The following is a 26010-nucleotide window of genomic DNA, read 5'->3' as shown; positions in this document are numbered from 1 at the left end:
CACGGCGCCGATCGAGGCCTGCCCGTCCCACCCCGGAAGGCTCCGCATCCATGTCCTCTCCCCGCCGCAGACGCCCCCTGCGCCGCGTCGTGCTCCTCGCGACCGGTGTCCTGGCGGTCGGGCTCGTCGGTATTCCCTCGGCCCTCGGCAGCGCCTGGCTGCTTCCCTCGACGTCGCACGGCGAGCGCACCGTAGCGGTGTCCGAACCCGAACCGCTGACCTCCGTACCCGCCGACGACCCCGGCGAAGGCCTCGTGCACAAGGGCCTGCGCCCCGGCGGAAAAGGCACGTCCTGCGCGGGTGAGTACGAGGTGATCGGCACCGGCCGGTGCTCGCACGGCCCCGACGAGGCGCCTCCCGGCCTCAGCGTGAGGAAGCCGGTTGCGCCGGTCGCCGCGGTCCGCAAAGAACCGGCGCTGCCGTCCCGGACGGCTCCGCTGCGCCGTCCCGACGCGCTCGCCCTGACGTCGGCCGCCGCCCCCACGGCTGCCGGCGCGACGGCCGCCGCGGGCGACGTGGTCTGCGAGGGCGACGGGCAGAGCGGCAAGCGGGTCCAGGTCCTGTACGTCCGCGCCGCCGCCACCGCCAGCCGCTTCGCCGCCTACGAGGCTTCCTTCCGTACGTGGGCCGCCGGCGTGGACACCATCTACGACGCCAGCGCCCAGGACACCGGGGGACACCGGCACCTGCGCTACGTCACCACCTCGGACTGCCGGGTGGACGTCCGCGAGGTCGAGGTGCCCGACGGCCAGCTCGACGACTTCAGCAAGACCATCAGCGCGCTGAAGGCCCTCGGCTTCAACCGCACCGACCGCAAGTACATGATCTTCGCCGAATCGAACGTGTACTGCGGCATCGGCACCTTCGCGGGCGACGACCAGGCGTCGGCGCGCAACCGCAGCAACGCCGGCCCGTCGTACGGTCGCAGCGACACCGGCTGCTGGGCGGCGAGCGTGGCGGCTCACGAGCTCGGGCACAACCTCGGCGCGGTCAGCAACAGCGCCCCGAACTCCAGCAAGGCCGGTCACTGCGTCGACGACTACGACGTCATGTGTTACAAGGACGCCCCGGAGACCACGGTGAAGATCGTGTGTACGGACCGGGCCAAGGAGAACCGGCTCGACTGCAACCACGACGACTACTACAGCACCGACCCGCAGCCCGGCAGCTACCTCGCCTCGCACTGGAACGTCGCCAGCAACGAGTTCCTCATCGCCGGTGAGACCGGTGGGGCGCCGGAGCCCACGCCCAGCCAGTCGCCCTCGGCCTCACCGCCGCCCGGCCCGTCCAGCACGCCCAGCGTGCCGGTCCCGTCGCCGTCCGCGAGCCGCACCACGCCGCCCACACCCGGCCCGAGCGGCTCCCAGCCGGCACCGACCACGCCCGCACCGAGCCCGACCGGGTCCAGCGCGGATCCGGGTCCCGCGCCGGCCAAGCTGACCGTCGCGCAGCTCGCCGCCACCTCGGCCCGGCTCAGCTGGCCGTCGGCGGGTTCGGGCAGCAGCTACGGGGTCGTCGTCGACGGTCGTACCCTCGGCACGGTCCGCTCGGCGGGGGTCACGATCACCGGTCTGACGCCCGGGCACACCTACCGCATGAAGATCACCAAGGGGTTGGCCGACTACACCGACGAGGTCGCGGTCTCGACCCCGGCGGCGGCCGTGCCGCCGGCCGGCGAGTGGTTCTCGCTGTCCAACGCGCTCACCGGTGAGACCGCCGACGTGTACGGGGCCCGCAGCGCCGACCGCACGCCCCTGGTGACCCGGGCCGCGACCGGCGAGGCCAGCCAGTCGTGGCGCCTCGACGGGGGCAAGCTGGTGTCGAAGGCGACCGGCAAGTGCGTCAGCCCGCTGGGGCGTGCCGTGGCCGGTGCGGTACTGGTCCAGAAGGACTGCGCGACGGCGGCGACGTGGCAGGTCACCCGTACCGAAGCCGGTTTGACCCTGGCCACCGGCGGCCTGGTGGCCGGCCCGGGCGACACCGATTACGCAGGCCGGCCGCTGCTCGCCCTGCAGAACCCGTCAGGGGTACGCCAACAGGCATGGTCGGCCGACGTCAGGTGACCGGACCGACCGGAGCACCGCCGCGCCACCGGCGAAGCTGGTGGTGCGGCGTCCTGGCGGCGGCGCTGATCGCGGTGGGTACGGCCGCCCCGGCGCAGGCACACGCCGGGATCGTCCTCACCGTCATCGACGACGGCCGGGGCAGCGTCTCCGTCGACCTGCTCTGGGCCGACGGGCACCCGGTCACCGGACCGGTGGCCGGCACCCTCGTCGCCGTGTCGGCCGCGGGCGCCCAGGTGGGCCCGAGCGCACTCGCCCGCCTGGAGGGCACCTCCACCGCGGTCTACGAAGGCACGCTGCCCGACGGCGATTGGCAGGTCACCATCGACGTCGCGGCACCCGGCATCGGTCACTGCGCGGCCCCGGTCGCCGTGCAGCGTGCCGGCCCCGGCCGGCCCGGCTCGACCCGCTGCGGCGAACCGAAACCGGCCGCCGCGGCGCCCGTCGCGCAGCAGCGACCGGCCGGCGGCCGGTCGTACCTACCGCTGGTCGCGGCCGCCGGGGTCATTCTGCTGGGCATGGCCGTCGCCGTCGGCCTCCGGCGGAGACGGTCCGGCCGCTCATAGACGGCACTGACCCCGGGCCAGCTGATGGGGTAGGCCCGCTCGGATTCGGCCGGCGGCGGGCTCGGCAGCTCTGCTGCCCTTCAATCCTCACGCCAGCCAGCCGCTCCGGGTCGCCGGCAGGTCGCTGCCGCCGTATCGATGCGCTTTGACGCACAGAACCTGGTTGACGCCGATCCTCGCCTGCTCGAACGCCAGCGCCGAAGCCGCCATGTACAACCGCCACACCCGGGCCCGGCCCGCTCCGGCCAGCCTCACGGCCGCCGACCATTGCGACTCCAGGTTGGTCACCCAGGCGCGCAGGGTTCGTGCGTAGTGCTCACGCAGGGAATGCACGTCCCGGACCTCGAACCCGGCTGCTTCCAGCAGCGTCACTGTCGTGCCCAGGGGCACCAGTTCGCCGTCCGGGAACACGTACGCGTCGATGAAGGATCGGCGCTTGCGCGCCGCGGGCGGTGCGGGATGCAGTGCCGCGATCTGGTGGTTGAGCAACCGGCCACCCGCCTTGAGCTGTCTGAACAGGATGGCCGCGTACTCCGCGTAGGGTGCCGTGCCGACGTGCTCGGCCATCCCCACGCTGGAGATGGCGTCGAACGCCCCGTCGTCGAGGGTGCGATAGTCCTGGACCCGAATGTCGACGTGCGCGGTCAATCCGGCCTCGGCCACCTGCTTGCGGGCGTAGTCGGCCTGCTCTGTGGAGAGCGTGATGCCGACGACGTCGACGCCGTACTCCCGGGCCGCGTGTAGCGCGAGGCTGCCCCAGCCGCAGCCGACATCCAGCAGGCGCATGCCCGGTCTGAGTGCCAGCTTGCGGCAGACCAGGTCGAGTTTGTCGCGTTGCGCGTCGGCGAGACCGTATCCGGCGTCGTCGCCCGTCCAGTACGCGCAGGAGTAGACCATGCTCGAGCCCAGGACGACCTCGTAGAACGCGTTGCCGACGTCGTAGTGATGGCTGATCGCCTGCCGGTCCCGGCGCCGGCTGTGCCGCGTGCCGTGCATCGCCAGCTCCTCGGGCGGCGGTTTGGGCTGCGGTCCCAGCACGCCCAGCCGGAGCAGGTCGGCGGCGACGGCGCGTTTGGGCAGTCCTCGCACGTCGGCGCCGCGGAAGATCAGGGCTGCGAGTCGTTGCAGCCCGTCCAAAAGGTCACCCTCCATGTCGAGATCGCCCGACACGTACGCCCGCGCGAGCCCGAGCTCGTCGGGTCGCCACATGAGCCGGCGCAGGGCCCGCCGGTTGCGGATGGTCAGGACCGGCGTACCGGCGGGGCCGGTCTCGGAGCCGTCCCAGGCGCGAAGGCGCACCGGCAGCGGCGCTTGCAGAAGGGTTTCCAACAGAACACGAAGCTGGACCGCCGTGGAAGAACGCATCGAATCTCCCGGTTGCCGCGCAGAACGTTAGTAGAGCTAACTATCCACCCGGCAGCCACCGGTTCATAAGGTCCCTCGATCGGGTTGTGACATAGGAGTCAGTTTGGCTCAACTGAGGCTGCCGCCCGCCGATACCCACAACCAGAGCAGGGCAGCGTCGACACCGGGGGGCCGGCCATGCGGGGCATCCGAACCGGTCGCTCGACGAACGCAGACACCTTTGCGACGTGGATCGCCGGCCTTCCCCGGGTCGGCACCGGCGCTGCCGTCGGCCGGGAGAGCATCGTGCAGTCCCCGTCGCATGTGCGTCCCGGCGACTTGATCATCTCTGGCGCGGAACGCTACCGAGTCGCCGGCGTGGACGCGCCCGTACGCGACGTCGTCGAGGTGCACCTGGCCCATGGCGAGAGACGCCGCAGCCTCTACCTGCACGCCTCCACCCCGGTCCGGGTCGTACGCGCCCGGCGGCGCAAGCAGAAGACACCGAACCCGGCCCCCCGACCTGCGGCAGATCCCCGCACGGCCGGGTAGGTCAGGGCAATATGACGACCTGAGCGGCGTACGAGAGGCCGGCGCCGAAGCCCACGAGCAGCGCGGGACCCGTCGTGTCGGGCAGGGCTGCCATGGCCTGGGGGATGGAGGCCGCGCCGGTGTTGCCGTTGGTGGTGATGTCGGTGGCCACCCTGACGTGCGGGCCGAGCCCCAGCGCTTTGGCAGCGACCGAGGTGATGCGCAGGTTGGCCTGGTGCGGGATGAAGGCCGCAAGGTCCGCCACGGAGATGCCCGCAGCGTCCAGCGCGCGCCTGGCCAGGTCGGGGATGACGGAGGTCGCCCAGCGGAAGACCTCAGGGCCGGCCATACGCAGAATGCCCGCCTCGTCGTACCGCAGCAGTTCGCTCCCGGAGCCGTCAGCGCCCCATACCACCGGCCCGATGCCGCCCGTCTGCGCCGGAGCGACGACCACCGCGCCGGCGCCGTCACCGAAGAGGAACGCCGTGCCGCGGTCGCGCTCGTCGATGATGTCCGTCATGCGCTCGGCGCCCACCAGAACCACGTAGCCGGCGGCGCCGCTGCGCACGAGCGCGTCAGCGGTCGCAAGTGCGTACGGAAATCCGGCGCACGCTGCCCCCAAATCCATCGCGGCGGCCGCGGAAGCGCCCAGCGCGTCAGCCACCAGGGGAGCCACGGTGGTCGCCCGGCCGCGGTGGGACATCGTCGCCACCAGCACGGCCGAGACGTCGCGCGCATCGACACCCGCACCGGCCAGCGCCTTCGAGGCGGCCGCCGCAGCCATCATGACCAGGTCCTCATCAGCCGCGGCGCGCCGTCGCGACTCGATGCCACAGCGGCGGCGTATCCATTCGTCGCTCGAGTCGATCAGAGCGGCGATCGGCTCGTTACCCACCTCGGTCCGGGGGCGGTACGTGGCGACGCTGAGGATGCGCGACCCGGAGTGACCGGCTCGGAGCTGCAAAGGATGGGCCATGGCCAGCAATCCAAGCATGCCCGGCTGGGTGCCCTCCGATTTCTACATTCCTCGCCGGTAACCAAGCGTTCAAGCTAAGCGCGCTGGAACCGATCCCGCGCCCAGAGCCGCCGGCGGATGTCACCCGTGATCGATGAACTCGGTCCCGCAGCTGTGGAGACGTTCATCGCCCGGGCTCCCTCTACTCGGCTCTGGGTGTACGGAAGGCGCCCACCCGTAGGTGTGGCGCCTTTTCCGCACTGCCCGTCAGGCAATACTAGAACCAGACTTTTCGACCACCGACCGGGCGGCCGACAGCGCCGAGGATCCACAGCACCGCGCCGATGACCAGGAGAACGATCCCGATCGTGTAAAGAATCGACACCTTCAGGAAGATGCCCAGCAGCAAGAGGACGAGCCCTACGATCAACATGATTTGCTCCGTTTCGCCGGCGGGCATCTCCCGCCGCGCAGCCTGTACCCAGTACGTCGAAAAGCTAATCCGATCGATGGCTGACCCCGTACTACTGAGGACCAGCCAATGAAGGTCCCGCCGGCCGGCGTCATCGTCGCCCACACTTCCCGGAACCCGTTGACGCCTTCGGTCATGAAGGGCGGATTCGGGCGAGTGCGGCATCAGCGACGGCCCGCCTCGGCTCGTCCAGGCCCGAACCGAAAACCTGCTTTGCTGACCACCTTGGACAGGTCCGCTCCGCGCGGATCGATGCACACGTGCATCGGGCCGGCTCCGGCCAGCATCGCAGCGCGTGACGGAAGGGGTGAGACCGGCACGGCTCGGGCGGGAGATGACTTGATTCTTCCGGTGGAGCTCGACGGGTGGGGCGACTGCGGTCCGCCGAGCGTGATGCCTACCGCCGGGTGTCAGCCGACGTCCTGTGCGCGTCGATGGTGGTTTGGTGTCGCTGGCCGAGGGTGGCTTTCGATTCGTTCAAACGCCCCTCCGCGCTCGACACCGATTCCCTGCGGCGTCACACAGGCGGGATTCGCCGGCAGCGCCCATGATGGGCGGGGATGTCGACGAAGCGAGGGAGGACCGACGATGGCATCGGGACGCGTACTGGTGATCGGTCTTGATCCGACCGCGTTGTCGGGGTGGGATCCCAAGCCGGTCGCCGCTGCGATCCGACGCGGCGAAACGCGCTTCGCCGAACTCGGCATCGACGTCGACACGCTGCTCATCGCCGTCGACGACGACGCCGAGAAGACGATAGCCGAGGCGTTGACCCGCATCGAGTACGCCTGCGTCGTGATCGGCGGCGGCATCCGCAAGCACGAGCCGTACCTGGAGTTCTTCGAGAAGGTGGTCAACCTCGTCAGGCTGCAGGCCCCCGGCGCAGCCATCGCTTTCAACAGCACGCCCGAAGACGCCGCCGACGCCGCCGTGCGGGGGTTGCGGCAGCAGTAAGCGCTCTGCGAGAAGAGGGCGCCACAGGCGACCACGCCAACGTGCACGCCGCGTTGTCGAGTCGGCCGTGGACTCTTGCCAGGTGCCTGAGGGCAGGCTGCCGGAAGAGCCGGCACCTGGTGGTGCTGTGACGGTGATCACACACAACCGCGGCGGCGGCCGCGTGCGTCTTCCGAGCGAATACACACCACGTCGCTCGGGAGATCCACCATGAACAAGCTCATGACCACCTCCGCCGTCGCGCTGGCTGCCGCCGGCCTGATCACCGCCATCGTGACCACCGCCGGGGGAGCCTCCGCGAACGAGGCCAAGCCCACCGGCTTCGTCCCCGCGCCCGCGGCGGTGGCCTCCGCGCACCAGCAAGGCCCGCTGAACCTCGCAACGGCGCAGCTGGCGTACGTCCAGCGAGGCGCGACGGTCACGGCCTCGAAGAGCGGCACCGCGGTCGCCACCATCACGCTGACGACGGCCACGTACACCTCGTCGGGTGGACACCTCACGTTCGCGGTGGACGCCCGCCGGCCCGTCCTGATCGACACCGGCATGTTCATCCTCTACGACGTCGACGGCAACGAGAACTCCCCCGAACCGTCGCGGACCGTCACGCTCGCCACCGGCCGGCACACCCTCGAGCTCAGCTACCGCGGCACCGCACGTCCGGAAGCCGTCGGATGGGCGCCGGCGGACGGCTCCGCCGTCTGGGTCCGCGCCGCCGGCAAGCCGCTGGACCTTGCCGCGGAGCAGCTGGCGTACGTCAAAAGGGGTGCGACGGTGACGGCGGCCAAGAAGGGTGCCGTGGTCGCGACCATCACCCTGTCGTCGGCCAAGTACACCGCGTCGGGTGCGCACGTCACGTTCGCGGTGGACGCCCGGCAGCCGGTGCTGGTCGACACGGGGATGTTCATCGTCTACGACGCGAACGGCAACGAGAACGCCCCGGAGCAGTCGCGGGCGGTGAAGCTGACCACCGGCCGGCACACCCTCGAGCTGACGTACCGCGACACGACCGCACGGCCGGAGGCCATCGGGTGGGCCCCGTCGGACGGCGACGCCGTGTGGGCCCGCTGACCTGCCGATCCGCAGAGGGCCGGGGACGACACCCGTCCCCGGCTCCTTGCCGGCATCGATGACACTCAACGCGCACACCAGCCCGACAAGGAAGGCAGACCGGCATGCATGCCGAGCTCGAGGAGTCGTTCCGCGCCGTAGCCGCAGCGGAAATGGCACCCCTGCGCCGGTTCGCCCGATCACTGACACGCGACCCGCACCGCGCCGACGACCTGGTGCAGGGCGCCCTCGAGCGCATGTACGTGGCTTGGCCGCGTACCCATTCGGTGAACGATCCCGGCGCCTACCTGCGCACCGTGGTGGTCCGCCTCGCCGTCAGTGAGAGCCGCCGACCGTGGCGCAGGGAATACAGCACCGACGCCATGCCCGAGACGGCGTACGACGAGACCGGCTCGGCCACTCAGCTCGACCTCACCCGCGCGTTGACCACGTTGAGCGTCAAGCAACGCGCCATCGTGGTTCTCCGGTATGTGGAAGACCGCTCCGTCGCCGAGGTGGCGGAGGTCATGCGCATCGCCGAGGGAACCGTGAAGAGGCAATGCGCCGACGCCGTCGCCAAGCTGCGGCGCGTGCTCGGCAACGACTTCCTCGACGACCCGCCCGAGCAGCGCGGCAGTACCCGACCCGGCGCTCCCGCTCCGGCCCCGGCACCTGGAGGCACCCGATGAGCCAGCAGCCCACCGGCACAGGCCTGTCCGACAGGCTCAAGCAACTGCAGCGGCAGCAGGAACCTCTGCACCAACCGGCCTTCGGCCTCGACGACGTCGTACGAGGCGGCCGCCGCCGCCGGCACCGGCGCACCCTCGCGCAGGCGGCGGCAGGCATCGTCGCCGTCGCGGCGCTCGCCACCGGCATCGCCCTGCCTCAGCTGCGGTCCTCGACGAGCACACCCAGCGCCGTCCCGCCGGCGACCAGCGCCGCACCCGCGCCGATCCTGCCCGCGGTCGACCTTGCCAACGACACGCACCTCACCTACGCCCAGAACGGTAAGACGGTCACCATCACCAAGAACGGCAGTCCGGTCGCCACGATGACCCTGTTGTCGTTCAGCTCCACCAGTACCTCCGGTCACGTGGTCATCAGCACCGAGGCCGCCCGCCGGCTGACCGTCGACACGGCGCTGTTCGTGCTCTACGACACTTACGGCAACGAGAACTCCGCCAGCCACACCAAGAAGCTGGCGCTGGACACCGGCACGCACTCGATCGATCTCACCTTCGTCCAGACCGGGAACCCTGAAGCTGTGGGATGGGCGCCGGCGGACGGTTCCGCCACGTGGGTGAAGTAGGACCGGAGCGCCAGCTGTCGGCAAGCGACGCTACGACGGTTTCCGTCCCGAGGCCGCCAGCCGGTCGGCGAGCGCGATGACGCGGTCGCGCAGTTCGTCCGGGCGCTCGATGACGAACGGCAGATCGAGCGCGGCGAGCACCGCGGGCAGCCAGTCCAGACTCTCCGCTCGGATCTCGACGCACTGCCAGCCCTCGTCCGCACCGCCTCGTACCTCGGCCACGCTGGCCGGTAGCCGCTTGCGGATCTGCTCGAGCGTGCCCTGGATCCGCAACGTCACCTCGTGCCGGTACGGCGCCCGCGCCATCGAGGTGAGAAGGTGCCGCGCGGGCTCGAATCCGGCGGGCGGCTCGAACGAGCCGGTCAGCGTCCTCGCGTCGGCGATGCGGTCGAGCCGGAAGGTCCGATCCTCGCCGATCTCCGGATCGGCACCGGTGACGTACCACCGGTTCGCGTGGTTGACCAGCCCGAACGGATGCAGCGTGCGGACGCTGCTGCGGCCGCCGCCCGAGGTGTACTTGATCGAGATCGGCCGGTGGTGGCGGACCGCGTCGGCGACGGTGAGCAGAACACCGGCCTGCGGCGCAGGGACGTCGCCGGACTCGGCGGTGAAGGCGAGGGATTCGAGCACCGCGTCGAGCCGATCCGCGATCCGCGACGGCAGGACCCGACGGATCTTCGCGGCGGCCGTCTCGCTCGCCGTACCCGTACCCGTTGCTGACCCGGCGCGCCGGCCGGCAGCCAGGCCCAGGAGCACGGCCAGGGCTTCGTCGTCACTGAGCATGAGCGGCGGCAGACGATAGCCGGCGGCGAGCCGATAGCCGCCGTAACGGCCGCGGACCGACTCCACCGGTACGTCGAGGTCGATCAGATGCCCCACGTAGCGCCGCACCGTGCGCGGATCGACTCCGAGGCGTTCGGAGAGCTCGGCCATCGTCCGGACGCCGCCGGACTGCAGGAGTTCAAGAAGCGTGAGCACCCCGGCTGTCGGTCCCGCCATGGTGTGAACTGTACCCGCAATACTGGACCGTTTCTGTCCAGTATTCGTTCTAGCGTGGATCTCGGCAGGCAATACGCGACCCACTGAACACGGAGAGCAACCATGGATTTCGTCTCGATCCGCGTGATCACCAGCGACATCAACCGCCTCGTCGGCTTCTACGAGAAGGTCACGGGCGTGCAGGCGGACTGGGGCAACGAGGACTTCGCCGAGTTGCGCACCGCCCACGGCACGCTGGCGATCGGCAGCACCCGCACGGTCGCGCTGTTCGCGCCCGGCTCGGCCCGCCCGGCGGACAACCGCACCGCGATCATCGAGTTCCTGGTGGACGACGTGGACGCGCTGTACGAGGACCTGAAGAGCGTGGTGGAGGACTTCGTCAACGTGCCCACGACGATGCCCTGGGGCAACCGGGCCCTGCTGTTCCGCGACCCCGACGGCAACCTGGTCAACTTCTTCACCCCGGTAAGCCCCGAGGCGATCGAAAAGTTCAGCCGCTGACCCGGCGTCGGCCGATGGGGAGCGGATTCTGTCCAGCCCCCTGCCGGAGCCGTTGGTCGACCCTGCTCTTCCCGGTGTCGGGCACGCCGGACTGGGGCTGACGGCGCAGGGTGGTTCCTCAGCGCTGCACCCGACCAAGTCGGTGCGCCCGGTAACGGGGCTACTGAGTAGCCAGCGACCGTGGACCCAGGGATCAGGTCCCGCAGCACCACGTGAAGCCGGTTGAGCAGGCGCACGCGTTCGCGGGCCACGCTGGCCGTCGTGCGGCTGCTGCCGGTGTTCAGCAGCCGAGCGCGGGCGGCGAGGGTGGCCGGCACGTCGCCGACGTCCTCGCCGGCCGCGGCCAGGAGCTGACGGTGATCCGCCGGGTCGTCAGCAGCTGACCGGCACCGACGTCGGTTCCCGGCGACTCTGCGATCCAGTGCGGCCGACTCGAACCCCAAGGCCGGATGCCGCCGTGGCCGTGGGGACCACGCTTCGGGCCGTCTGACGATTGTGGCTGTGGCGGGATGGATCCGCCCGTGCCGCAGTTACCGGGTGGAGTCAGGACCACTAGGAAGACGGGTGCTACCACCATGGACGGCTCATCCGATCGGCCGAAGAATGGACTATGACGCGACCGAACTGCGAGCTGCGCGTCCCCAGGACCAGAATAGGAATGGCCATGCGTCGCACCGGTGAGCTATCCGGCACTCAAACCTCGGCGATGCGAGCAACCGGGGCCAGGGCAGAGCCGATCCGTGGCTGGCTCGTCGTCTACCTCGTCGTACTGGCAGGGCTCGCGGCGCACGGCTTGGAGCTGACCATCGCGTCGCTCATCATCGGCGCCAACCCCGGGCTGGCCGGCCTCACATCCTTCGTACCGGCACCCGCGCTGGCCTTCTACGTCGGCTCGAATGCCCTTCTGATCCTGTACGCTGCTCTGTTGTTTGCGCTGATGTTGCGGAGGAAGCGGGCCTCCATCGCGCACAACGTGGTTTTCAACGTACTGTCGATCATCTTCCTGTTGGGATGGCATGCACTTCACATGAAGTCAACGGTGGGTGTCGCGATCGACGTGGTTCCCAATAGTGTGATGATCGCTTACATTCTCCGGTCCAGGAGAGTCGCAACCACCCTTTCAAGGTAGGAGCCCACGCGCTCTATTCGGCTAGAAAAGGATGCCGTCATACAAGCGTGGCTTTCCCGATGTCAGGCAGCGACGCAGAACTCGTTGCCCTCCGGGTCCGCCATCACCACATGGTGGCCGTCGAACGTTGACAGCACACTGCCGCCCGCCGCCACCAGCTCGTCTACCTTCGTCAGGATGCGCGGCCAGGCACCAGGGCCCTTGCCGACGCGAATGTCGATGTGCAAGCGGTTCTTTGCCACCTTCTGCTCGGGCACATCGAGCAGGACAAGCCGCGGGCCGACGCCGTCCGGGTCGTGCAGCCATGCGCCGCCGCCCTCGTCGTCCGGCTGCTCGGCGAACGACGCCACCCACTCGTCGCGCGTGGTGAACGGTGCCGGAGGCGGCTCGTCCTCGTAGCCCAACGCGAGCTTCCAGAATCCGGCGAGGGCCGCGGCGTCACGCGTGTCAAAGGTCAGGTCGATCCGCAGCGCCATGGACGCTGAGGGTACCCGCGAACGCGCTCGTGGGCTCATCGGACCTGCTCGAACGCCGTGTTCGGCGGGCCGAGATCACTACCGGCAGGTGTAAGCCCCGACCGCAACGACGGCTCACGCGCGTACGGAGTCCCGAGTGTCGAAGAGTTGCTGCTCGGCCAGTGCGCGATAGTCGACGTACATCTGCTTGTAGCGCGCCGACGCGGCTTGGGTGTTGCCGGCCTCGAGCTGGCGGAGGATGTCGTCGTGAGCCTCGATCACGGTGTTCCACAGGCTCTCGGCGATCAGGGGCGCGGTGCGCATGGCGCGCGACCGCACGAGGTCCACCATCGACTGCAGCTCCCGGTTACCGCTCGCCATGATGACTATGCTGCCGAATTCCCCGCCGGCGGCCCCGGCCGCCAGTACGTTGCCGGCTCGCAACGCCTCGACGAATTCCGTCTGCCGTTGCCGCATCAGGTCGATGTGGGCGGCGGTGAGGTTGTCGACGCCCCACTCGAATCCAGCGCAGGCGAGGACGCTCATCACGTCGATCAGTTCGAGGGCCTTCTTCTGCGTGACCTGTGTGACCTGGCGGGTGCGATTGGGCGCGATGTCGATGAGTCCCTCGACGGACAGCTGCGCGATGGCCTCACGGACCGGGGTGATGCTGACCCCCAAGCGGGCGGCCAGCTCGGCGTCCTTGATCACGGTCCCGGCGAGGAGATCTCCGCTGAGGATCTCCTTGCGGAGCTGGTGGACGACCGCCGCAGTACGGGTCGGCGGGACTGCGTATGACATGTCCGGAGCTTACTGGTGGCCACAGCCGGCTCCTCCGATGTCACCCGAGGGCGGGACGAAGGGGCGGTCCCTGCAGGCCGCGAGCGGCGAGGGGTATCTCGACGTTGACGGCGGCGGCGCCGCGATCTCAGCCACTGCTTGAAGGCGTCGCCCGCCACCGCCGGCGCGGGACTGGCAGTCACGGTGGCGGGCTGACGCGTGGCGGCAGTTACTCCACGATCCAGATCCCGTAGTCGCGGGTCGCGGTGCCGAAGTCCTGGAAGCCGAGGATGGTGTTGTTGCCGACGTACGTGTAGTTGTTGATGCCCTTGGCGATCACTCCGCCGTTGGCAGCCGGGCCGTAGACGGGTCCGCCGCTGTCGCCGGGGCGGACCGCGGGCTGGCCGTCGACCTGGCGTGCCTCGACCGCGTCGCCGGGGTCGGTGTTGAACTTCTCGACCCGCAGCCCGCAGACCGGGCCGCCGATGTCGCGGGCGGACGACCCGCCGGACTGGCAGAGGTATTCCCCGGGATACACCCAGTCCCAGCCGACGACTGTGGTCACGACGTTGCTGTCCAGACCGCCGACGTACATCACGTTGTCCACGTTGCCCGGGGTGCTGATCAGCGCGATGTCGTGTCCGTCGTTGTCGGCGGTGAAGGTGCCGATGAACTCGCCGGCACCGTCGTGGATCTGGTTGCCGTTGCTGCCGCAGTGCCCCGCGGTGAGGATGAACCGCTCGTTGTTGCCGTTGCGCACAGGAAAGCCGGTCGTGCAGCGGGAATTTCCGTTGATCTGGTCGGCGCCGCTCTTCCAGGGCGCCCAGTCGTCGCGTCTGCTGGTCAGCACCTTCGCGCCCTGGTCGATGACCTGAACCGGTACATCCACGTCCGGAATCCGCAGGGCGAGGCCGGCCGACCCGTGGGTGCCGACGACGACTTCACTGCCGTCCACCGCGTACTTGATCCGTGTGTGTTCGGGCGGGAACGCAGCCCGGAGCTTGCTGCCCGCAACGCGCAGCTCGCGCAACGAATGCTTGGCAGCGCCGACTCGCACCGGGGCGATCGAGCGTGCGGTGCCGATCGCCTGCTCAATTCCGGCTGGGAGTTCACCCTTCCACCACAAGGCGACCTGGGCGTCCTCGAGTTCGATCCCGGCGTAGCCGGTATAGCTGCGGCGCTCGATCTCCTTGCGGATCACGCCGGCGGCTTGGAGCAGGGGGATCTGCCTGCGGGCGTTCTCCGGGAACTGGAAGGTCGCCGCCCGGGATGCCGGGGTGGGCGCTGCGGCAGTGGCGGGAGCTGCAGCCAATACGGTGGCCGTCAGAACAGCGACGCCGACAGCTGCGCCGAGGCGCTTGCTACGTGTCATCCGATTGCCTTTCGCCAGGCACGCGCACGCACGCGTGCCGAGGGGGATGGGGGAGCGCCGGGGAGTGGCTTCGCGGGAACCGCTCCCTGTCCTTCGGTGTCGCAGGACAGGGTCACGAAGCTTCCCGGCGGAGGCCGTCCGTGTATGGGGCGGGCGATGGGGGATCGCTCGGAACGGACGCCAGGAGGGATGGACTACGCGTCGCCCGTCCTGCCTGACATCGTTGTCAACGGTAGCCGTCGAGGTACTTGTTAACAACCCCTACAGATTGATTTCCGCCAATGTGACATCAGCGTCCGCCATGCGTCGACAGCTGGCGCTCGAAGCCGACTTCCGCCACGTGGCGGAACCGTTGGACAGCGCCTGGGTGAAGGCGTGCCGGTGTCCAGCGCCGGCTTCTTGGTGCGGCTGCGGAGTTCTCGTCGCCGTCGGTGTCGTGGAGCACGAACAGCGCCGGAATGGGCGGCGTCGGGCAGCTCGTGCTCCTGCGCCAGGCGAACCGGGTCGGTGGAGCCGACACGGGTCGTGCCGTCGTCGTCCCGGACCGGCAGCTCGATCCCGACGCGGGTTCGGCTGCAGCAGCGGGGCGCCGGGAGCGCGGTCGATCGTCGCGAACAGCGTGATGCCCCGCTCGCGCAGGACGGACGTCATGCGTCGTACCCGTGTGACGAAGCGTGCCCTTCCCAGCGGGCCGCCGCCATCGGTCGTGCGCCGGACAGGGGCGAGGCCGGCGCACCGCGCCGGCCTCGCCGTGGATGGTGTCGTCAGCTCCGCTCAGACGGTGAGCGTCCAACTGTTGATGTAGCCCGTGTCCTGGGAGTACACGTCCTGCACCTTCAGCCGCCAGGTGCCGTTGGCAGCCTCGCTCGACAGGTTCTTGGTGTACGTCGTGTTCACATTGTCGGCGCTGTCCGAGCTGGAGGTCGCCTTCAGGCTGTAGGTGGTCCCGTCCGGTGCCACCAGGTCGACCTTGAGGTCACCGCGGTACGTGTGGACGATGTTGACCGCCACGGTGGAGGTCGCCGAGGCGCTGCGGGAGCAGCCGCTGATGGCGATGTCGCTGTAGACCGCCGCGCCGGCGTCCGGGACGGTGACGTCCGTGCTGTTGGTGCCGGTGCAGCCCGTGGTCGGCGGCGGGGTGGTGGGATCGCCGCTGCAGGTCGGGTCCGCCGACTGGGCGGGCACGCTGACCGCGTCCCATGCCGCCTTGACCGTGTTGAACTCGGTGCAGCTGCCCGGGAAGAGGTTCTTCGCCGCGGTCAGCGTCCACGTGCGGTACTTCACGTACGACGACGTGGACGTCTTCATCAGCATGGCGTTGTACATGATCTTGATTGCCTTCTGGATGCCGAGACCGGTGACGGCCCCGCTGCCGCTGCACCGCGAGCTGGCGGGCTGGCCGTCCGTCGGGTTGGTGCCCTCGGCCATCAGGTAGAACCAGTGGTTGCCCGGCCCGGCGGCCGCGTGCACCTCCTGGCTCGGCGTGCTGCTCGAGTAGCAGTTGTCGTCACCGGCGAGCGACGGGTTGTACATGTACCGGATCGGGCCGCTGCCGACCAGGTTGACCTCCTCGCCGACCTGGTAGTCCGGCGGGTCGTTCGGGTTGTTGGCGAACCACTCGGTCGCCGCGCCGAAGGTGTCGGCGACGAACTCCTGGGTGCCCTTGCCCGAGATGCCACCCGGGGTGGTGTCGTCGATGCCGTGGCCGAGTTCGTGGCCGACCACGTCCGCGGAGGCGATCCACTGCCCGGCGGTGTTCTTGCCGATCTGCAGCTGGGTGCCGTCGTAGTACGCGTTCTGGTCGTTCAGGCCGACCCGCACCGGCCAGGCGCCGCCGCTGCCGTTCTGGCCGTTGCGGCCCAGCCAGCTCGAGAGCATGGCGTTCTGCCGCTGAGCCACGTAGAGCGCGTCGACGCAGCCGGTCTCCTTGTTGGTGCCGGTGCCGTTGCCCCACACGTTGTCCGAGCCGCTGAACGTCGTGTTGTTCGCGGCGTCCTGGCAGCTCAGGCTGGTGACGCTCGGGTCCTTCATCGTGTACGTGCTACCCGACTGCGTCGTGTTGAGCGACACCGAGCCGTTGATCCAGCCGGTACCCGTACCCGTGACGTCGATGACGTGCTCCTGGGTCCGGAGCACCTTGCCGGTGGTGGCGTCCACGTCGACGGTCAGCCGGCTCACGCCCTCGGCGCCCGTACCCCTGATCGTCGACTCCCAGGCCAATCTCGGAGCGGCCTCGGAGGCGACCACCACCAGCTCGGTACGTTCCACTTTGTCGACGGTCGAGAGCTGCCGCTTCGCCACCGCCAGCGCGGCGGCTTGGCTGAGGCTCGGAGTGGTGGAAAGGCCGTCGATGGCACGGGACTGTGCCACGGAGGTGTACGTGGCGCGGCCGGCAGCGTCGGTCACGACGACGAAGTCGCCGCCGGCCACCCGCAGGCCCTTGTACGTGCGGTCGTAGGGTACGAACTGCAGGCCGCCGGAGGAGATCACCGGGTGCTGCACGAACGCGTCGTCGGCGCTCGCGTGCAGGTACTGGGGGCGGCCGGCGACCAGCGCCGAGGCCGACTGGGCGGCGGCCCGGGCGGGTGCCGGATCGCTGGGCTGTGCGGTCGCCGGTCCGGCGACGGCCACCATGGCGCCGGCGGCCGCGGTGCCGGCTGCCAGGGCGACGACGAGAGGGGTCCGATAACTCACGCGGGTTCTCCTTTCCCGCCCGTGGGTTTCGCGGGGCGGGCTCCACGTCCGGTGTGACGACATCGTCACACCCGGAACACTTGTGAAGTGACGCTAGGCATCGATGAAAGTCACCGAATCGGGGAAAACCCTTGCGACTGCCGGGAGCACTGCGAGCCGCCGGAATCCCACGCGCCGTCAGCCATGACGGGGAGGTGTCGTCCATGCCGCGGAGCCAGCCGGGTCAACCGCCGGCCGCGCCGGCGCTACGGGTCAACGACCACCGGGTGCCGCTCCTGGTGGAGCTCGAACTCGTCGCTGAGCTGGGAGTCTCACGACAGCCGTCGTGACGTCACCGTGATGTGGTGAACTTTTCCCCCGGAGGTCGACCGCTGTTCGATCGCCGCCTAGTCTTGACCGCTCGGAGCACCATCGCGTAGCGGAAGGTGACACGGATGGCCGGCACCACGGTCGACGTCGAAACCGGTCCTGACGGCAGTCTCGTGATTCAGCCGCATGGCGTGTTGAGCGCCGAGGATGCGGTCGACCTGCGCTACACCCTGGTTCATGCCGTGCGTCGTGTGCGGCCGTTGCGGCTGGTGTTCGACCTGCGCGACGTGTCCGGCATCGACCCGATCAACCTCGGCACTCTCGTGGCGGCCTGTCACCTGGGCGACGACGAGAAGGTCGCCGTGTTCCTCGACAACTCCACGATGGAGATCGCCGGGCAGTTGAGCGCTGCCGGCGTGGCGCGGCACCGCATCCGCAACGTGCGGCACGACGCGGCGGTGTAGCGCCGGGCCGGGTGCGGCCCGGCGCTGTCCTGCACCGTCAGGTCCTCGTGATGGGTGAGCGCGGCGCGCATGGGGCTGGCCGCGCTGTCCTTCTGGTTTCATCGGGTGGATGCCGAGGATCTGCTCGATGGTCCGGATCATCGTGATCTGGGAGTAGAAGCGATGGTCCACGACAGGATCACGGTGAGGCCGGCCAGTGCCTTGGCCGCGAATATCCGCCGAGGCGATCGGACCGCGACGAGCAGGTGACGCCAGGTGCCGAGGCGGTCCTCGGCGGCGAACGCGTCACCGGCGACCACGGACGTCAGCAGCGGAAGCGCCCAGATGCCCGAGAAACCGAGCATCACCAGCGGTCCCGCTCATCCAGTCGCGTGCATCCACCGGCCGAAGAGCGTGTCGACCGGCAGCGTGCTCTGCCGGCTGACCGCGGCGACGAACACCGCCGGGGCCACCCAGCAGGCGGGCAGCAGCAGCCGGATACGCCATTGCGAGAACACCTTGACCAGCTCGAAACGAAACGCACGGACCACGGGTACGCGCTGCGTCGCGGCACTGTGGTCCCGGGCGGCGGTGGTGGCGGTCATCGCGTCGCCGCCGGCTGCTCGGTGAGGGCCAGAAACGCCGCCTCGAGCGGCGAGACCACGGGTGTCAGCTCGCGGATCGCGACGCCGGAGCGGACGAGCCGCGCCACGAGCTCATCCAGCACGGGTACGACCGTCCGGACGACGAGCACCTCCTCCCGGGTGCCGGCGCCGTCGACCAGGACCACTCCGGTCGTCTCAGCGGCCACCCGCCGGGCCTCCCGGCGATCGGAAGTGATCAACCGGTAGTCGAGTTCGACGTCGTCCATGCGGTGGCTGGACACCTCGCCCAGCACGTCGTCGATCGCGGCGTCGGCGTCGAGGCCGCGCAGCGCTGCCAGGGCGGCGAGGTTCTGCCGGGCGGTCAGCGAGGGATACAGGCCCGGCCCGTCCACGAAACCGGCGACTCCCGCGGGTGTGTCGAGGGCGCGGCCGACCGGCGTACCCAGAATCGGCCACTAACGGTCTCCGCCGTGCGCGCAGCCCCCGCCCTTCGTGCAAGTGATCGATCGGGCGGGAGTAGGTGCGCGGTGGGGACGTAGTCGATCTTCCAGTCGGTGTAGATGCCCAGAGCGCCGTCGCTCAGACAGCGAAGTCCGAGACTGGTCCACCGCACCTCGTCATCTTGGGTCACGGCGTAGGCGACGCCGGCTGTGAAGGTCTCTCCACCGCAGGGGCAGGCGCATCCTTGCAGGTCCGCGTCGTCGACGTGCTCGGCGGCCGACAACGCCATGATCGACCCTTGAACAGATGAATGCGGTTCGAATCCCCACAACATAGCGGGTGACCCACAGCGCCGTATGCGAATTGACAGCCGGCGTGGTCGGGCGGCCGACTGCACCAGGCCATCAGGTCCTGGTGACCGCGAGCTGCCATGCCGATACGAGTGCGTTCACCCGCTACATTGGGCCGCCGACATATCGGAATGGCCGAACAGGCACCGGAGGTTCAGCAGCCTAACGGTTCGCGCGGGCCGGGCCACCACGCTATTACGTCATAGACGTCGCCTGCCGGCCCGTGCACCGACGAATCCTGGAAGTAGAGCTCCAAGAAGGCTCGGTTTCCATCAACCTGCTTGGTGAGGCACAAACCTGTCTTCAAGCCCTGCGTAGCCGAATCCACCTCGAGCTCGGCCGGGTTCGGACTGCCTGACACCGGCCATGGTTGCCAACCATCGTCCGCGGCGAGCTCCTGGTAGAAGGTGATCACTTGCCGGGTGTCCAGCAGCGCCCAGTAGTACTCGCGGCTGGCGAAGACTTCGCCGCTGGCTTGGTCGCATCCCGCACCCTCCTCGACGACTTTCCCCGGAGTTGGATGCGCCGTCATGAAGGCCAGATGAGCAAGGGTCCGCGCACGCTGCCGGTCACGTTCATTGAGGCAGCCGTCATAAGCCGTCGCAGCAGGGTCGACGGGTGCCCGATGGTGCGAACGCGCGACGAAGGTGACCGCGGCAGCAATCGCCACCAGGCAAAGCAGCGCCGCGCCGCCTGCCAGGCTCGTTGGGCTCGCTACCTTCGGCATAGGCGCACCGTAACGGTGGCCGACGGATCATGGGCTCGGCGGTTCGGACGATCCGTCCAACTGGCGGGCGTGCAACGCTAGGCGGCACTCAGCTCTACGGCAGAGGTGGCGCCGGAGCCTAGGGATCGCCGGCATGCGTGGGCGCTCGCCGTAGCCGCCGCCACCGGCACCCATGTGGCTAGCCGCAGCGACCAACCCAGCCAACACGACGCACGCGGCCTGCCGCTCGTGCTCCCGTCGCGAGCGTGCGGCCCTGCGTGCGACGTTGTGGGAACTCACGATCGTCGCCGCGACGGCCCTCGTGTTCGTTCCCCCGCCGTGGGATGGACTCCTGCTCCGGCATCAGCGAGGCGACCTCGACGGCGCCTGATGCCCTGCTGCCCGCGACTTCCCCGTCGCGGCCCGGCGGCGGCTTTCGTCCCCCTGTCAGCCGGCGTTGGCGACGGCGAACAGTCCTGCTACGCCCACGGCGTACAGAATCAGCACGGTGAGGGAGTCGATGCCCATGCGGGCCACCCGGCGTTGCGGTCGGAACAGCAGGCCCGCGGCGTAGACGAGAGTGAGCAGCATCCCGAGGGCGGTGAGGTAGATGTCGGTGGCATGCGCTTGCGGCAGGACGGCTTTGCCGGACAGAAGGGTGGCCACGAGAAACAGCACGGGAAGGAACGCGTTGCCGCCGAAGATGTCGCTCATGGCGAGCTGATAGTCGCCGTTACGCACCGAGGTCAGGCCCGTCGACAGCTCTGGCAGAGACGTCGCGGCCGCAAGGATGGTGGCACCGAACAGGACGCCGGATAGGCCGACGTGGCCGGCGATGGCGTCGCCGCTGCGCTCCAATATCACGCCGGCGGCAAGCGTCACCAAGGCGGCCGCCGCGAAGATCGTCGCCGACTTCGCGGTGCTGACTCCCTTGGTGCTGGCCTGTTGTTCGCTCTTGTGCCGGCTGTGGCCGCGCGGAGGTTGCTGATTGTCCGGTGCTTCGCCGGACTCCTGCCACGGCAGCGACTTGCCGGCGCGCTGCAACAGCAGCAATCCGACGACCCACAGGACGGCGATGAGGACCGGCCCGGGGGTCAGCCGCAGCACGATCAGGCTGCTGGGGAGCTGGTTGCCGGCGACCACGACGGTCAGCACGGAGACCACGAGAGCGGCCTCGAGGACCAGCACCAGGGACGCGGCCTGGTAAGTCAGTGGATGGCGGCCCCGCACGCCGAATGCGTCGAGGGCTACCAGCACGACGGTCTGAATCGCGATACCGCCCAGGATGTTCCCGACCGCCACCCCGACGTTGCCGGAAAGGGCGGCGCTGGACACGATGGCGATCTCGGGCAGATTCGTGGCGATGGCGAGCATGACGAGGCCACCCAGCGCCGTACCGAGATGCAGCCGTACCGACAGCACATCCGTCTGGTTCGACAGCTGGATACCGGCGACCCAGATCGCGGCGGCGGCCGCCGCGAAGATCAGTAGAAGCAGCGGCAGCGACAACCCCGACATGTGTCCTCCCGGTGGCGGCCTGGCCACTGTGGCGACCGCCGGCCCGCGTTTACCCCGGTCGGAGAGATCCACACGACTACCCGGCGGTGAATGAAGGGCAAGCGCTCGCGTAGGAAACCGTCACACCGGCGCGCCGACGGTGCGTTGTTGCGGCCCGGCGCTGGGGCGACCACCGCGGCGATGCGGTTCTCGCGCCACCTGGCGCCGCCCGAGGGCCGCGATGTGTCCAGGGTGATGCGAGGTAGACCCACCGCGGTAGTACTAGAGCGCAACCAGCCGGGTAGGGGACCCCCATGACGGAATCAACTGACGGTATCTGGAGAGACGAGCGCAAGTTGCCGCTATCCGAGCTGACCCAGGCCATGGCCATCTACTCCCAGGACGGGCAGGTCGACGATCTGACCGGGGAGGACGCGGGCGCCGAGCAGGAGTACGGCCATGGCCCCGAGCCCGAGGAGCATGACGCTGCGGAGGAGGCTGTGCAGCACCCGCCGGGCGACCCTGACCCGACGTCGGAAGCCGGGCGTCGGCTGCGGCCGTCCCCGGACGGCGCCGCGTCGCCCTTCGGTCGCACAGGCCCCAACTGACCCATGGCGCAGGGCGGTGGGAGGCAACACGTGGATGGTTCGCCGGCGCCTACGTAGTCTGCGTCGGATGCTGCTCGGTCGCCCCGCGTCGTCCGCCGCGGATGCACTACGTCGGCTCGTTGTGCCGGTCTGACTCGGGCGCGCCGGCGCCCTTTTCGCGGGGGGATTGTGGGGTAGGAGCCAGGGCATGGATATCACCGAACTCATCTTGTTTCAGCATCACGAGCAGCGGCGTACGTTCGCGCTGCTGGACGAGGTTCCCCGTGATGATGTGGTTGCTCTCGCGGCGATCTGGAGTCGCCTCGAGGTGTTGCTGGAGGTCCATGCGGCAGCCGAGGAGAAGTTCTTCTATCCAAGACTGCTGACCGTCGGCCGCGGGGCCAGCGACGCCGACAATGCCCGGGATGAGACCGAGGATGCGATCAAGGACCACAACGAGATCCGCGACGCCGTCCGGAAGGTGGCCGGTCTGGCGACGGGCAGCGACGCCTGGTGGGAGCGGGTCACCGAGGCGCGGATCGCCAACAGCGACCACATGGCGGAGGAGGAGCGCCAGGATCTGGCTGATTTCCGCCGGCACGCCGACCTGCAGACCCGTCACGACATCGCACTGGCGTTCATCGCCTATGAGAACGAGCATGCGTACGGGATCACGCCCGTCGACAGGGACCCGAAGTCCTACGTGGAAGAGGAAGGGTGAAAAGGGGGCGCGCTGCTCGCCATCACGGTGTCGGCTCGACCGGGACTTCGCCACCAAGAAGGCCAACAGACAGGCCACCTTCGCGGGCTCGCCGTGGACCACGGCGATGGCCAAGTACCCAGCAGCGGACCTCCAGCGGTTGCTTCCGGAAGGACCTGCTCGGCACCAGCTACGAGGCCAGCCGGGGCGCTCGCCGCTCGGCAGGACCCCGGGCATGGTCCTGGGCACTTGGGTCATCGCGCTGCTGAAGAAGCAGAACCTCAACGGCAGGTTCCCGAACGGTCGGGGGGTTGTAGCCGACCTTGAACGAGCGATTGCGGCGTACGAGGCGTTCCAGAAGTAGCAGGACGGCGCCATCAAGATCGTCCTCGACCCCACCATCGCGGCCACCGGCGCATTCCGCTGATACGCCGAGGAGGCGGAACCCGCGGTGGACCTGCCGTAGGGATCGCCGTGGCCGGGCCACCGGCTGCGCCGCCGGGCTGCGCCCACGGATCATCGAGGCGATCGAGTACGGCAGGAAGCGCTGACGGCCGGGGGACACCCGCTCAGGAGCGTTCGAGGCGGCGCGCCAGATAGCGTCCGGTCGCGCTGTCCCCTGCCTCGGCAATCGTGTCGGGAGGGCCCGTCGCGACGATCCGGCCGCCCGCGTCCCCACCGCCCGGGCCGAGGTCGACGACCCAGTCGGCGCCGGCGATCGTGTCCAGGTCGTGCTCGACCAGGACGACGGTGTTGCCCGCGTCGACGAGCCGATGCAGTTGCCGCAGCAGCAGCGCGATGTCCGCGGGGTGCAGCCCCGCGGTCGGCTCGTCGAGCAGGTAGAGCGCGTGGCCGCGGCGGGCCCGTTGCAACTCGGTGGCGAGCTTGATGCGCTGGGCTTCGCCACCGCTGAGCTCGGTCGCCGGTTGGCCCAGCCGCAGGTAGCCCAGCCCCACCTCCCGGAGCGTCTCGAGGCTTCGGGAGGCGGGCGGGACGTCGGCGAGGAACTTGGCGGCGTCGTCGACCGACATTGCCAGCACGTCCGCGATGTTCCTGCCGCGATAGGTCACCTCCAGCGTCTCCGCGTTGTACCGCGCGCCGTGGCAGGCCGGGCACGGCGCGTAGGTCCCGGGCAGGAACAGCAGTTCGACCGCGACGAACCCCTCGCCCTGGCAGGTCTCGCACCGCCCCTCCGCGACGTTGAAGGAAAACCGCCCGGCCCCGTACCCGCGTGCCTGCGCCTCGTCCGTCGCCGCGTACAGCTTGCGCACCGCGTCGAACATCCCGGTGTAGGTGGCCAGATTGGATCGGGGCGTGCGGCCGATGGGCCGCTGATCGACCAGGACCAGCCGGTCGAACGAGTCGAGCCCTGCCGCGTCCCGCACGTCGACGTCGAGCTCCGCCTCGTCGGGCTCGTCGCTCGCCAGCCCGAGGTGACGCCGCACGATCTCGGCAAGCACCTGCGTGACCAGGGTTGACTTCCCGGAACCGGACACCCCGGTTACCGCGGTCAGCACCCGGATCGGCACGTCGACGGACACACCACGCAGGTTGTGGCGCGAGACGCCGCGCAGGTGCAGCCAGCCCTGGGGCGTACGCGGCCGATGGTCGAGCGGCTCGGCACGGCCGAACAGGTACCGGCTGGTTGCCGACTCGTGGACCTGTTCGAGGCCGGGTACCGGACCGCTGTACAGCACGCGTCCGCCGCTCTCGCCCGCGCCGGGGCCGATGTCGACCACCCAATCCGCCCGCCGGACCACGTCCATGTCGTGCTCCACGACGAACAGCGAGTTGCCCGCCGCCTTCAGCCGGTCCAGCACGTCCAGCAGTGGCTCCGCGTCGGCCGGGTGCAGGCCCGCGGAGGGCTCGTCGAGCACGTAGACGACACCGAACAGCCCCGAACGCAACTGGGTGGCGATACGCAGGCGCTGCGCCTCGCCCGGCGACAGCGTCGTCGAGCGGCGCCCGAGGCTGAGGTACCCCAGGCCGAGGTCCAGCAGCACCTCGACGCGCGTGACCAGGTCAGCGCAGAGCCGGACCGCGACCTCGGTCGTCTCCCCGGACTCGGCGGTCGGCGTGGCAGCCGCAGCACCGGACAACCCCGCCGCGGGCCCCAGGAGCCCCACGACGGCGGCCAGGGGCATCGCGTTGACGTCGGCGATGGTGTGGCCGGCGAAGGTCACCGCGAGCGCCTCCGGGCGCAGGCCGCTGCCCTGGCACACCGGGCAGGGGACGCTCCGGACGAACCGCATCGCCCGCTCGCGCATCCGGTCGCTCTTGGAGTCGGCGAGCACGTGCATGACGTGCCGACGGGCGCTCCAGAACTTCCCGTAGTAGCCGCTGTCGATGCGGTCAGGCTCGGGCCCGACGAGGACGGACGGCTGCTCGTCGGTGTAGAGCAGCCAGTCCCGGTCCTTCTTCCTGAGCTTGCGCCACGGTCTGTCGATGTCAATTCCCAGACCTTTCACGACGCTGCGCAGGTTGGCGCCCTGCCAGGCGCCCGGCCAGGCCGCGATGGCGCCGTCGCGGATGCTCAGCGACGGGTCGGGGACGAGCAGGTCCTCGGCGACGTCGTGCACGACGCCCAGTCCGTGACACCGTGAGCAGGCGCCGGCCGCGGTGTTGGGGGAGAACGCCTCGGCCTCCAGCCGCGGGGCGTCCGGCGGGTAGGTCCCGGCGCGCGAGTAGAGCATCCGCAGCAGGTTGGACAGCGTGGTGATGGTGCCGACCGTCGACCGCGAACTGGCTGCCCCGCGACGCTGTTGCAGGGCCACGGCCGGGGGCAGGCCGGTGATCTCCTGTACGTGCGGCGCACCGACCTGCTGCAACAACCGGCGGGCGTACGGCGCGACGGACTCGAAGTACCGGCGCTGCGCCTCGGCGTAGAGCGTGCCGAAGGCCAGCGAGGACTTGCCCGAACCGGAGACGCCGGTGAAGGCGACCATGGCATCGCGGGGAATGTCGACGTCGACGTTCCGAAGGTTGTGCTCGGCGGCACCCCGGACGCGCACGAACCGGTCGTTGACCTCGCTTTTCACGAGAGTTCGCTTACCCTCGCCGGCGACGCCGAACCACCGCCACGAGTCCTCCCATCACCTCGGCGCCGGCAGCGACCGCCGGTCGGGTGGGAGTTGTATGCGGGTCTGCACCGGGCCTGTACGCCGTCAGGCATCGGCTTGGTGCCGCTCTCTGAACCAGCCG

27 protein-coding genes are annotated in these 26010 nt (G+C 69.6%); 13 read left to right on the top strand and 14 right to left on the bottom strand.

Going from position 1 to position 26010, the window contains the following annotated elements; translation table 11 throughout:
• The first annotated feature begins 50 nt into the window (after window positions 1-50).
• Window positions 51-2063, top strand: coding sequence for a zinc-dependent metalloprotease family protein (locus COUCH_RS26635; RefSeq protein WP_249607942.1), 2013 nt, complete (start codon window positions 51-53; stop codon window positions 2061-2063).
• Entirely contained in the window at window positions 2042-2629 is a 588-nt protein-coding gene (locus COUCH_RS26630; protein WP_249607941.1) for a hypothetical protein, read from the top strand. Before COUCH_RS26635 ends, COUCH_RS26630 begins: the two co-directional genes overlap by 22 nt.
• An 87-nt stretch (window positions 2630-2716) precedes the next feature.
• On the opposite strand, the gene COUCH_RS26625 is transcribed toward COUCH_RS26630, so the two are convergent.
• Window positions 2717-3958 (bottom strand): SAM-dependent methyltransferase, encoded by a 1242-nt coding sequence (locus COUCH_RS26625; protein WP_249607940.1) that lies wholly within the window; start codon window positions 3956-3958, stop codon window positions 2717-2719.
• A gap of 213 nt (window positions 3959-4171) precedes the next feature.
• On the opposite strand from COUCH_RS26625, the gene COUCH_RS26620 reads away from it, so the two are divergent.
• Window positions 4172-4525: a hypothetical protein gene (locus COUCH_RS26620; protein WP_249607939.1), complete on the top strand. Its 354-nt coding sequence runs from the start codon at window positions 4172-4174 to the stop codon at window positions 4523-4525.
• A gap of 1 nt (window position 4526) precedes the next feature.
• Here the strand turns inward: COUCH_RS26620 and COUCH_RS26615 are convergent, their stop codons facing one another.
• Together COUCH_RS26615 and COUCH_RS26610 are read right to left on the bottom strand one after the other, a co-directional pair.
• Window positions 4527-5480, bottom strand: coding sequence for a beta-ketoacyl-ACP synthase 3 (locus COUCH_RS26615; RefSeq protein ID WP_249613814.1), 954 nt, complete (start codon window positions 5478-5480; stop codon window positions 4527-4529).
• A gap of 256 nt (window positions 5481-5736) precedes the next feature.
• The gene (locus COUCH_RS26610; RefSeq protein ID WP_249607938.1) at window positions 5737-5892 is read right to left on the bottom strand and encodes a hypothetical protein; all 156 of its coding nucleotides are present in this window, start codon (window positions 5890-5892) and stop codon (window positions 5737-5739) included.
• 627 nt (window positions 5893-6519) lie between these two features.
• Between COUCH_RS26610 and COUCH_RS26605 the strand changes: the two genes are divergently transcribed.
• From COUCH_RS26605 to COUCH_RS26590, 4 genes are all read left to right on the top strand, one after another.
• Window positions 6520-6885 carry a hypothetical protein gene (locus COUCH_RS26605; RefSeq protein WP_249607937.1) on the top strand — a complete coding sequence of 122 codons (366 nt, stop codon included), beginning with the start codon at window positions 6520-6522 and terminating at the stop codon, window positions 6883-6885.
• Window positions 6886-7095: 210 nt separating this feature from the next.
• Entirely contained in the window at window positions 7096-7953 is an 858-nt protein-coding gene (locus COUCH_RS26600) for a hypothetical protein (protein WP_249607936.1), read from the top strand.
• A gap of 104 nt (window positions 7954-8057) precedes the next feature.
• Entirely contained in the window at window positions 8058-8621 is a 564-nt protein-coding gene (locus tag COUCH_RS26595) for a SigE family RNA polymerase sigma factor (protein ID WP_249607935.1), read from the top strand.
• Entirely contained in the window at window positions 8618-9241 is a 624-nt protein-coding gene (locus COUCH_RS26590; protein ID WP_249607934.1) for a hypothetical protein, read from the top strand. The genes COUCH_RS26595 and COUCH_RS26590 overlap by 4 nt, the downstream gene beginning before the upstream one ends.
• A gap of 30 nt (window positions 9242-9271) precedes the next feature.
• Here COUCH_RS26590 and COUCH_RS26585 read toward each other — a convergent pair whose 3' ends face one another.
• Entirely contained in the window at window positions 9272-10240 is a 969-nt protein-coding gene (locus COUCH_RS26585) for a helix-turn-helix transcriptional regulator (RefSeq protein WP_249607933.1), read from the bottom strand.
• A gap of 102 nt (window positions 10241-10342) precedes the next feature.
• Here COUCH_RS26585 and COUCH_RS26580 point away from each other — a divergent pair, with 102 nt between their 5' ends.
• The 3 genes from COUCH_RS26580 to COUCH_RS26570 all read left to right on the top strand — a co-directional run bounded on the left by COUCH_RS26580 (window position 10343) and on the right by COUCH_RS26570 (window position 11870).
• On the top strand, window positions 10343-10741 hold the full coding sequence (locus COUCH_RS26580) for a VOC family protein (protein WP_249607932.1): 399 nt from the start codon (window positions 10343-10345) through the stop codon (window positions 10739-10741).
• A 212-nt stretch (window positions 10742-10953) separates the two neighbouring features.
• Window positions 10954-11124 carry a hypothetical protein gene (locus tag COUCH_RS26575; RefSeq protein ID WP_249607931.1) on the top strand — a complete coding sequence of 57 codons (171 nt, stop codon included), beginning with the start codon at window positions 10954-10956 and terminating at the stop codon, window positions 11122-11124.
• A gap of 281 nt (window positions 11125-11405) precedes the next feature.
• Window positions 11406-11870 (top strand): DUF2569 family protein, encoded by a 465-nt coding sequence (locus tag COUCH_RS26570; protein ID WP_249607930.1) that lies wholly within the window; start codon window positions 11406-11408, stop codon window positions 11868-11870.
• Between the two features lie 62 nt (window positions 11871-11932).
• Here COUCH_RS26570 and COUCH_RS26565 read toward each other — a convergent pair whose 3' ends face one another.
• From COUCH_RS26565 to COUCH_RS26550, 4 genes are all read right to left on the bottom strand, one after another.
• On the bottom strand, window positions 11933-12346 hold the full coding sequence (locus COUCH_RS26565; protein ID WP_249607929.1) for a VOC family protein: 414 nt from the start codon (window positions 12344-12346) through the stop codon (window positions 11933-11935).
• A gap of 114 nt (window positions 12347-12460) precedes the next feature.
• A complete protein-coding gene (locus COUCH_RS26560; protein WP_249607928.1) occupies window positions 12461-13126 on the bottom strand; it encodes a GntR family transcriptional regulator in 666 nt (221 codons plus the stop codon).
• A gap of 208 nt (window positions 13127-13334) precedes the next feature.
• The gene (locus tag COUCH_RS26555; protein WP_249607927.1) at window positions 13335-14477 is read right to left on the bottom strand and encodes a S1 family peptidase; all 1143 of its coding nucleotides are present in this window, start codon (window positions 14475-14477) and stop codon (window positions 13335-13337) included.
• A 774-nt stretch (window positions 14478-15251) separates the two neighbouring features.
• Window positions 15252-17111, bottom strand: a complete 1860-nt coding sequence (locus tag COUCH_RS26550) for a M4 family metallopeptidase (protein ID WP_249613813.1) — start codon at window positions 17109-17111, stop codon at window positions 15252-15254.
• 494 nt (window positions 17112-17605) lie between these two features.
• Between COUCH_RS26550 and COUCH_RS26545 the strand changes: the two genes are divergently transcribed.
• Window positions 17606-17944 carry a hypothetical protein gene (locus COUCH_RS26545; RefSeq protein ID WP_249607926.1) on the top strand — a complete coding sequence of 113 codons (339 nt, stop codon included), beginning with the start codon at window positions 17606-17608 and terminating at the stop codon, window positions 17942-17944.
• A 137-nt stretch (window positions 17945-18081) separates the two neighbouring features.
• On the opposite strand, the gene COUCH_RS26540 is transcribed toward COUCH_RS26545, so the two are convergent.
• The 5 genes from COUCH_RS26540 to COUCH_RS26520 all read right to left on the bottom strand — a co-directional run bounded on the left by COUCH_RS26540 (window position 18082) and on the right by COUCH_RS26520 (window position 21543).
• Window positions 18082-18291: a hypothetical protein gene (locus COUCH_RS26540; RefSeq protein ID WP_249607925.1), complete on the bottom strand. Its 210-nt coding sequence runs from the start codon at window positions 18289-18291 to the stop codon at window positions 18082-18084.
• Window positions 18292-18303: 12 nt separating this feature from the next.
• Entirely contained in the window at window positions 18304-18528 is a 225-nt protein-coding gene (locus COUCH_RS26535) for a hypothetical protein (RefSeq protein ID WP_249607924.1), read from the bottom strand.
• Window positions 18525-18920 carry a hypothetical protein gene (locus COUCH_RS26530; RefSeq protein WP_249607923.1) on the bottom strand — a complete coding sequence of 132 codons (396 nt, stop codon included), beginning with the start codon at window positions 18918-18920 and terminating at the stop codon, window positions 18525-18527. The genes COUCH_RS26535 and COUCH_RS26530 overlap by 4 nt, the downstream gene beginning before the upstream one ends.
• Window positions 18921-19473: 553 nt before the next feature.
• Window positions 19474-20046 (bottom strand): hypothetical protein, encoded by a 573-nt coding sequence (locus tag COUCH_RS26525; RefSeq protein WP_249607922.1) that lies wholly within the window; start codon window positions 20044-20046, stop codon window positions 19474-19476.
• Window positions 20047-20472: 426 nt separating this feature from the next.
• A complete protein-coding gene (locus COUCH_RS26520; protein WP_249607921.1) occupies window positions 20473-21543 on the bottom strand; it encodes a sodium:calcium antiporter in 1071 nt (356 codons plus the stop codon).
• Window positions 21544-21836: 293 nt separating this feature from the next.
• Between COUCH_RS26520 and COUCH_RS26515 the strand changes: the two genes are divergently transcribed.
• Window positions 21837-22130 carry a hypothetical protein gene (locus COUCH_RS26515; RefSeq protein WP_249607920.1) on the top strand — a complete coding sequence of 98 codons (294 nt, stop codon included), beginning with the start codon at window positions 21837-21839 and terminating at the stop codon, window positions 22128-22130.
• A gap of 187 nt (window positions 22131-22317) precedes the next feature.
• Window positions 22318-22830 (top strand): hemerythrin domain-containing protein, encoded by a 513-nt coding sequence (locus COUCH_RS26510; RefSeq protein ID WP_249607919.1) that lies wholly within the window; start codon window positions 22318-22320, stop codon window positions 22828-22830.
• A gap of 548 nt (window positions 22831-23378) precedes the next feature.
• On the opposite strand, the gene uvrA is transcribed toward COUCH_RS26510, so the two are convergent.
• Window positions 23379-25847, bottom strand: coding sequence for an excinuclease ABC subunit UvrA (uvrA, locus tag COUCH_RS26505; protein ID WP_249607918.1), 2469 nt, complete (start codon window positions 25845-25847; stop codon window positions 23379-23381).
• Window positions 25848-26010: the final 163 nt, after the last annotated feature.

It is taken from the genome of Couchioplanes caeruleus, from assembly GCF_023499255.1.
Classification (GTDB): domain Bacteria; phylum Actinomycetota; class Actinomycetes; order Mycobacteriales; family Micromonosporaceae; genus Actinoplanes; species Actinoplanes caeruleus_A.
The sequence above is the reverse complement of the archived record's forward strand: the minus strand, read 5'-3'. Positions and strand labels throughout refer to the sequence as shown.

Coding starts and splice junctions, on each gene's coding strand:
- COUCH_RS26520 (WP_249607921.1), bottom strand. CDS start 21,543: ATGTCGGGGTTGTCGCTGCCGCTGCTTCTACTGATCTTCGCGGCGGCC.
- COUCH_RS26580 (WP_249607932.1), top strand. CDS start 10,343: ATGGATTTCGTCTCGATCCGCGTGATCACCAGCGACATCAACCGCCTC.
- COUCH_RS26615 (WP_249613814.1), bottom strand. CDS start 5,480: ATGGCCCATCCTTTGCAGCTCCGAGCCGGTCACTCCGGGTCGCGCATC.
- COUCH_RS26525 (WP_249607922.1), bottom strand. CDS start 20,046: ATGCCGAAGGTAGCGAGCCCAACGAGCCTGGCAGGCGGCGCGGCGCTG.
- COUCH_RS26635 (WP_249607942.1), top strand. CDS start 51: ATGTCCTCTCCCCGCCGCAGACGCCCCCTGCGCCGCGTCGTGCTCCTC.
- COUCH_RS26515 (WP_249607920.1), top strand. CDS start 21,837: ATGACGGAATCAACTGACGGTATCTGGAGAGACGAGCGCAAGTTGCCG.
- COUCH_RS26560 (WP_249607928.1), bottom strand. CDS start 13,126: ATGTCATACGCAGTCCCGCCGACCCGTACTGCGGCGGTCGTCCACCAG.
- COUCH_RS26605 (WP_249607937.1), top strand. CDS start 6,520: ATGGCATCGGGACGCGTACTGGTGATCGGTCTTGATCCGACCGCGTTG.
- COUCH_RS26565 (WP_249607929.1), bottom strand. CDS start 12,346: ATGGCGCTGCGGATCGACCTGACCTTTGACACGCGTGACGCCGCGGCC.
- COUCH_RS26585 (WP_249607933.1), bottom strand. CDS start 10,240: ATGGCGGGACCGACAGCCGGGGTGCTCACGCTTCTTGAACTCCTGCAG.
- COUCH_RS26600 (WP_249607936.1), top strand. CDS start 7,096: ATGAACAAGCTCATGACCACCTCCGCCGTCGCGCTGGCTGCCGCCGGC.
- COUCH_RS26545 (WP_249607926.1), top strand. CDS start 17,606: ATGGCCGGCACCACGGTCGACGTCGAAACCGGTCCTGACGGCAGTCTC.
- COUCH_RS26620 (WP_249607939.1), top strand. CDS start 4,172: ATGCGGGGCATCCGAACCGGTCGCTCGACGAACGCAGACACCTTTGCG.
- COUCH_RS26590 (WP_249607934.1), top strand. CDS start 8,618: ATGAGCCAGCAGCCCACCGGCACAGGCCTGTCCGACAGGCTCAAGCAA.
- COUCH_RS26630 (WP_249607941.1), top strand. CDS start 2,042: ATGGTCGGCCGACGTCAGGTGACCGGACCGACCGGAGCACCGCCGCGC.
- COUCH_RS26550 (WP_249613813.1), bottom strand. CDS start 17,111: ATGGTGGCCGTCGCCGGACCGGCGACCGCACAGCCCAGCGATCCGGCA.
- COUCH_RS26595 (WP_249607935.1), top strand. CDS start 8,058: ATGCATGCCGAGCTCGAGGAGTCGTTCCGCGCCGTAGCCGCAGCGGAA.
- COUCH_RS26610 (WP_249607938.1), bottom strand. CDS start 5,892: ATGTTGATCGTAGGGCTCGTCCTCTTGCTGCTGGGCATCTTCCTGAAG.
- COUCH_RS26535 (WP_249607924.1), bottom strand. CDS start 18,528: ATGACCGCCACCACCGCCGCCCGGGACCACAGTGCCGCGACGCAGCGC.
- COUCH_RS26510 (WP_249607919.1), top strand. CDS start 22,318: ATGGATATCACCGAACTCATCTTGTTTCAGCATCACGAGCAGCGGCGT.
- COUCH_RS26570 (WP_249607930.1), top strand. CDS start 11,406: ATGCGTCGCACCGGTGAGCTATCCGGCACTCAAACCTCGGCGATGCGA.
- COUCH_RS26555 (WP_249607927.1), bottom strand. CDS start 14,477: ATGACACGTAGCAAGCGCCTCGGCGCAGCTGTCGGCGTCGCTGTTCTG.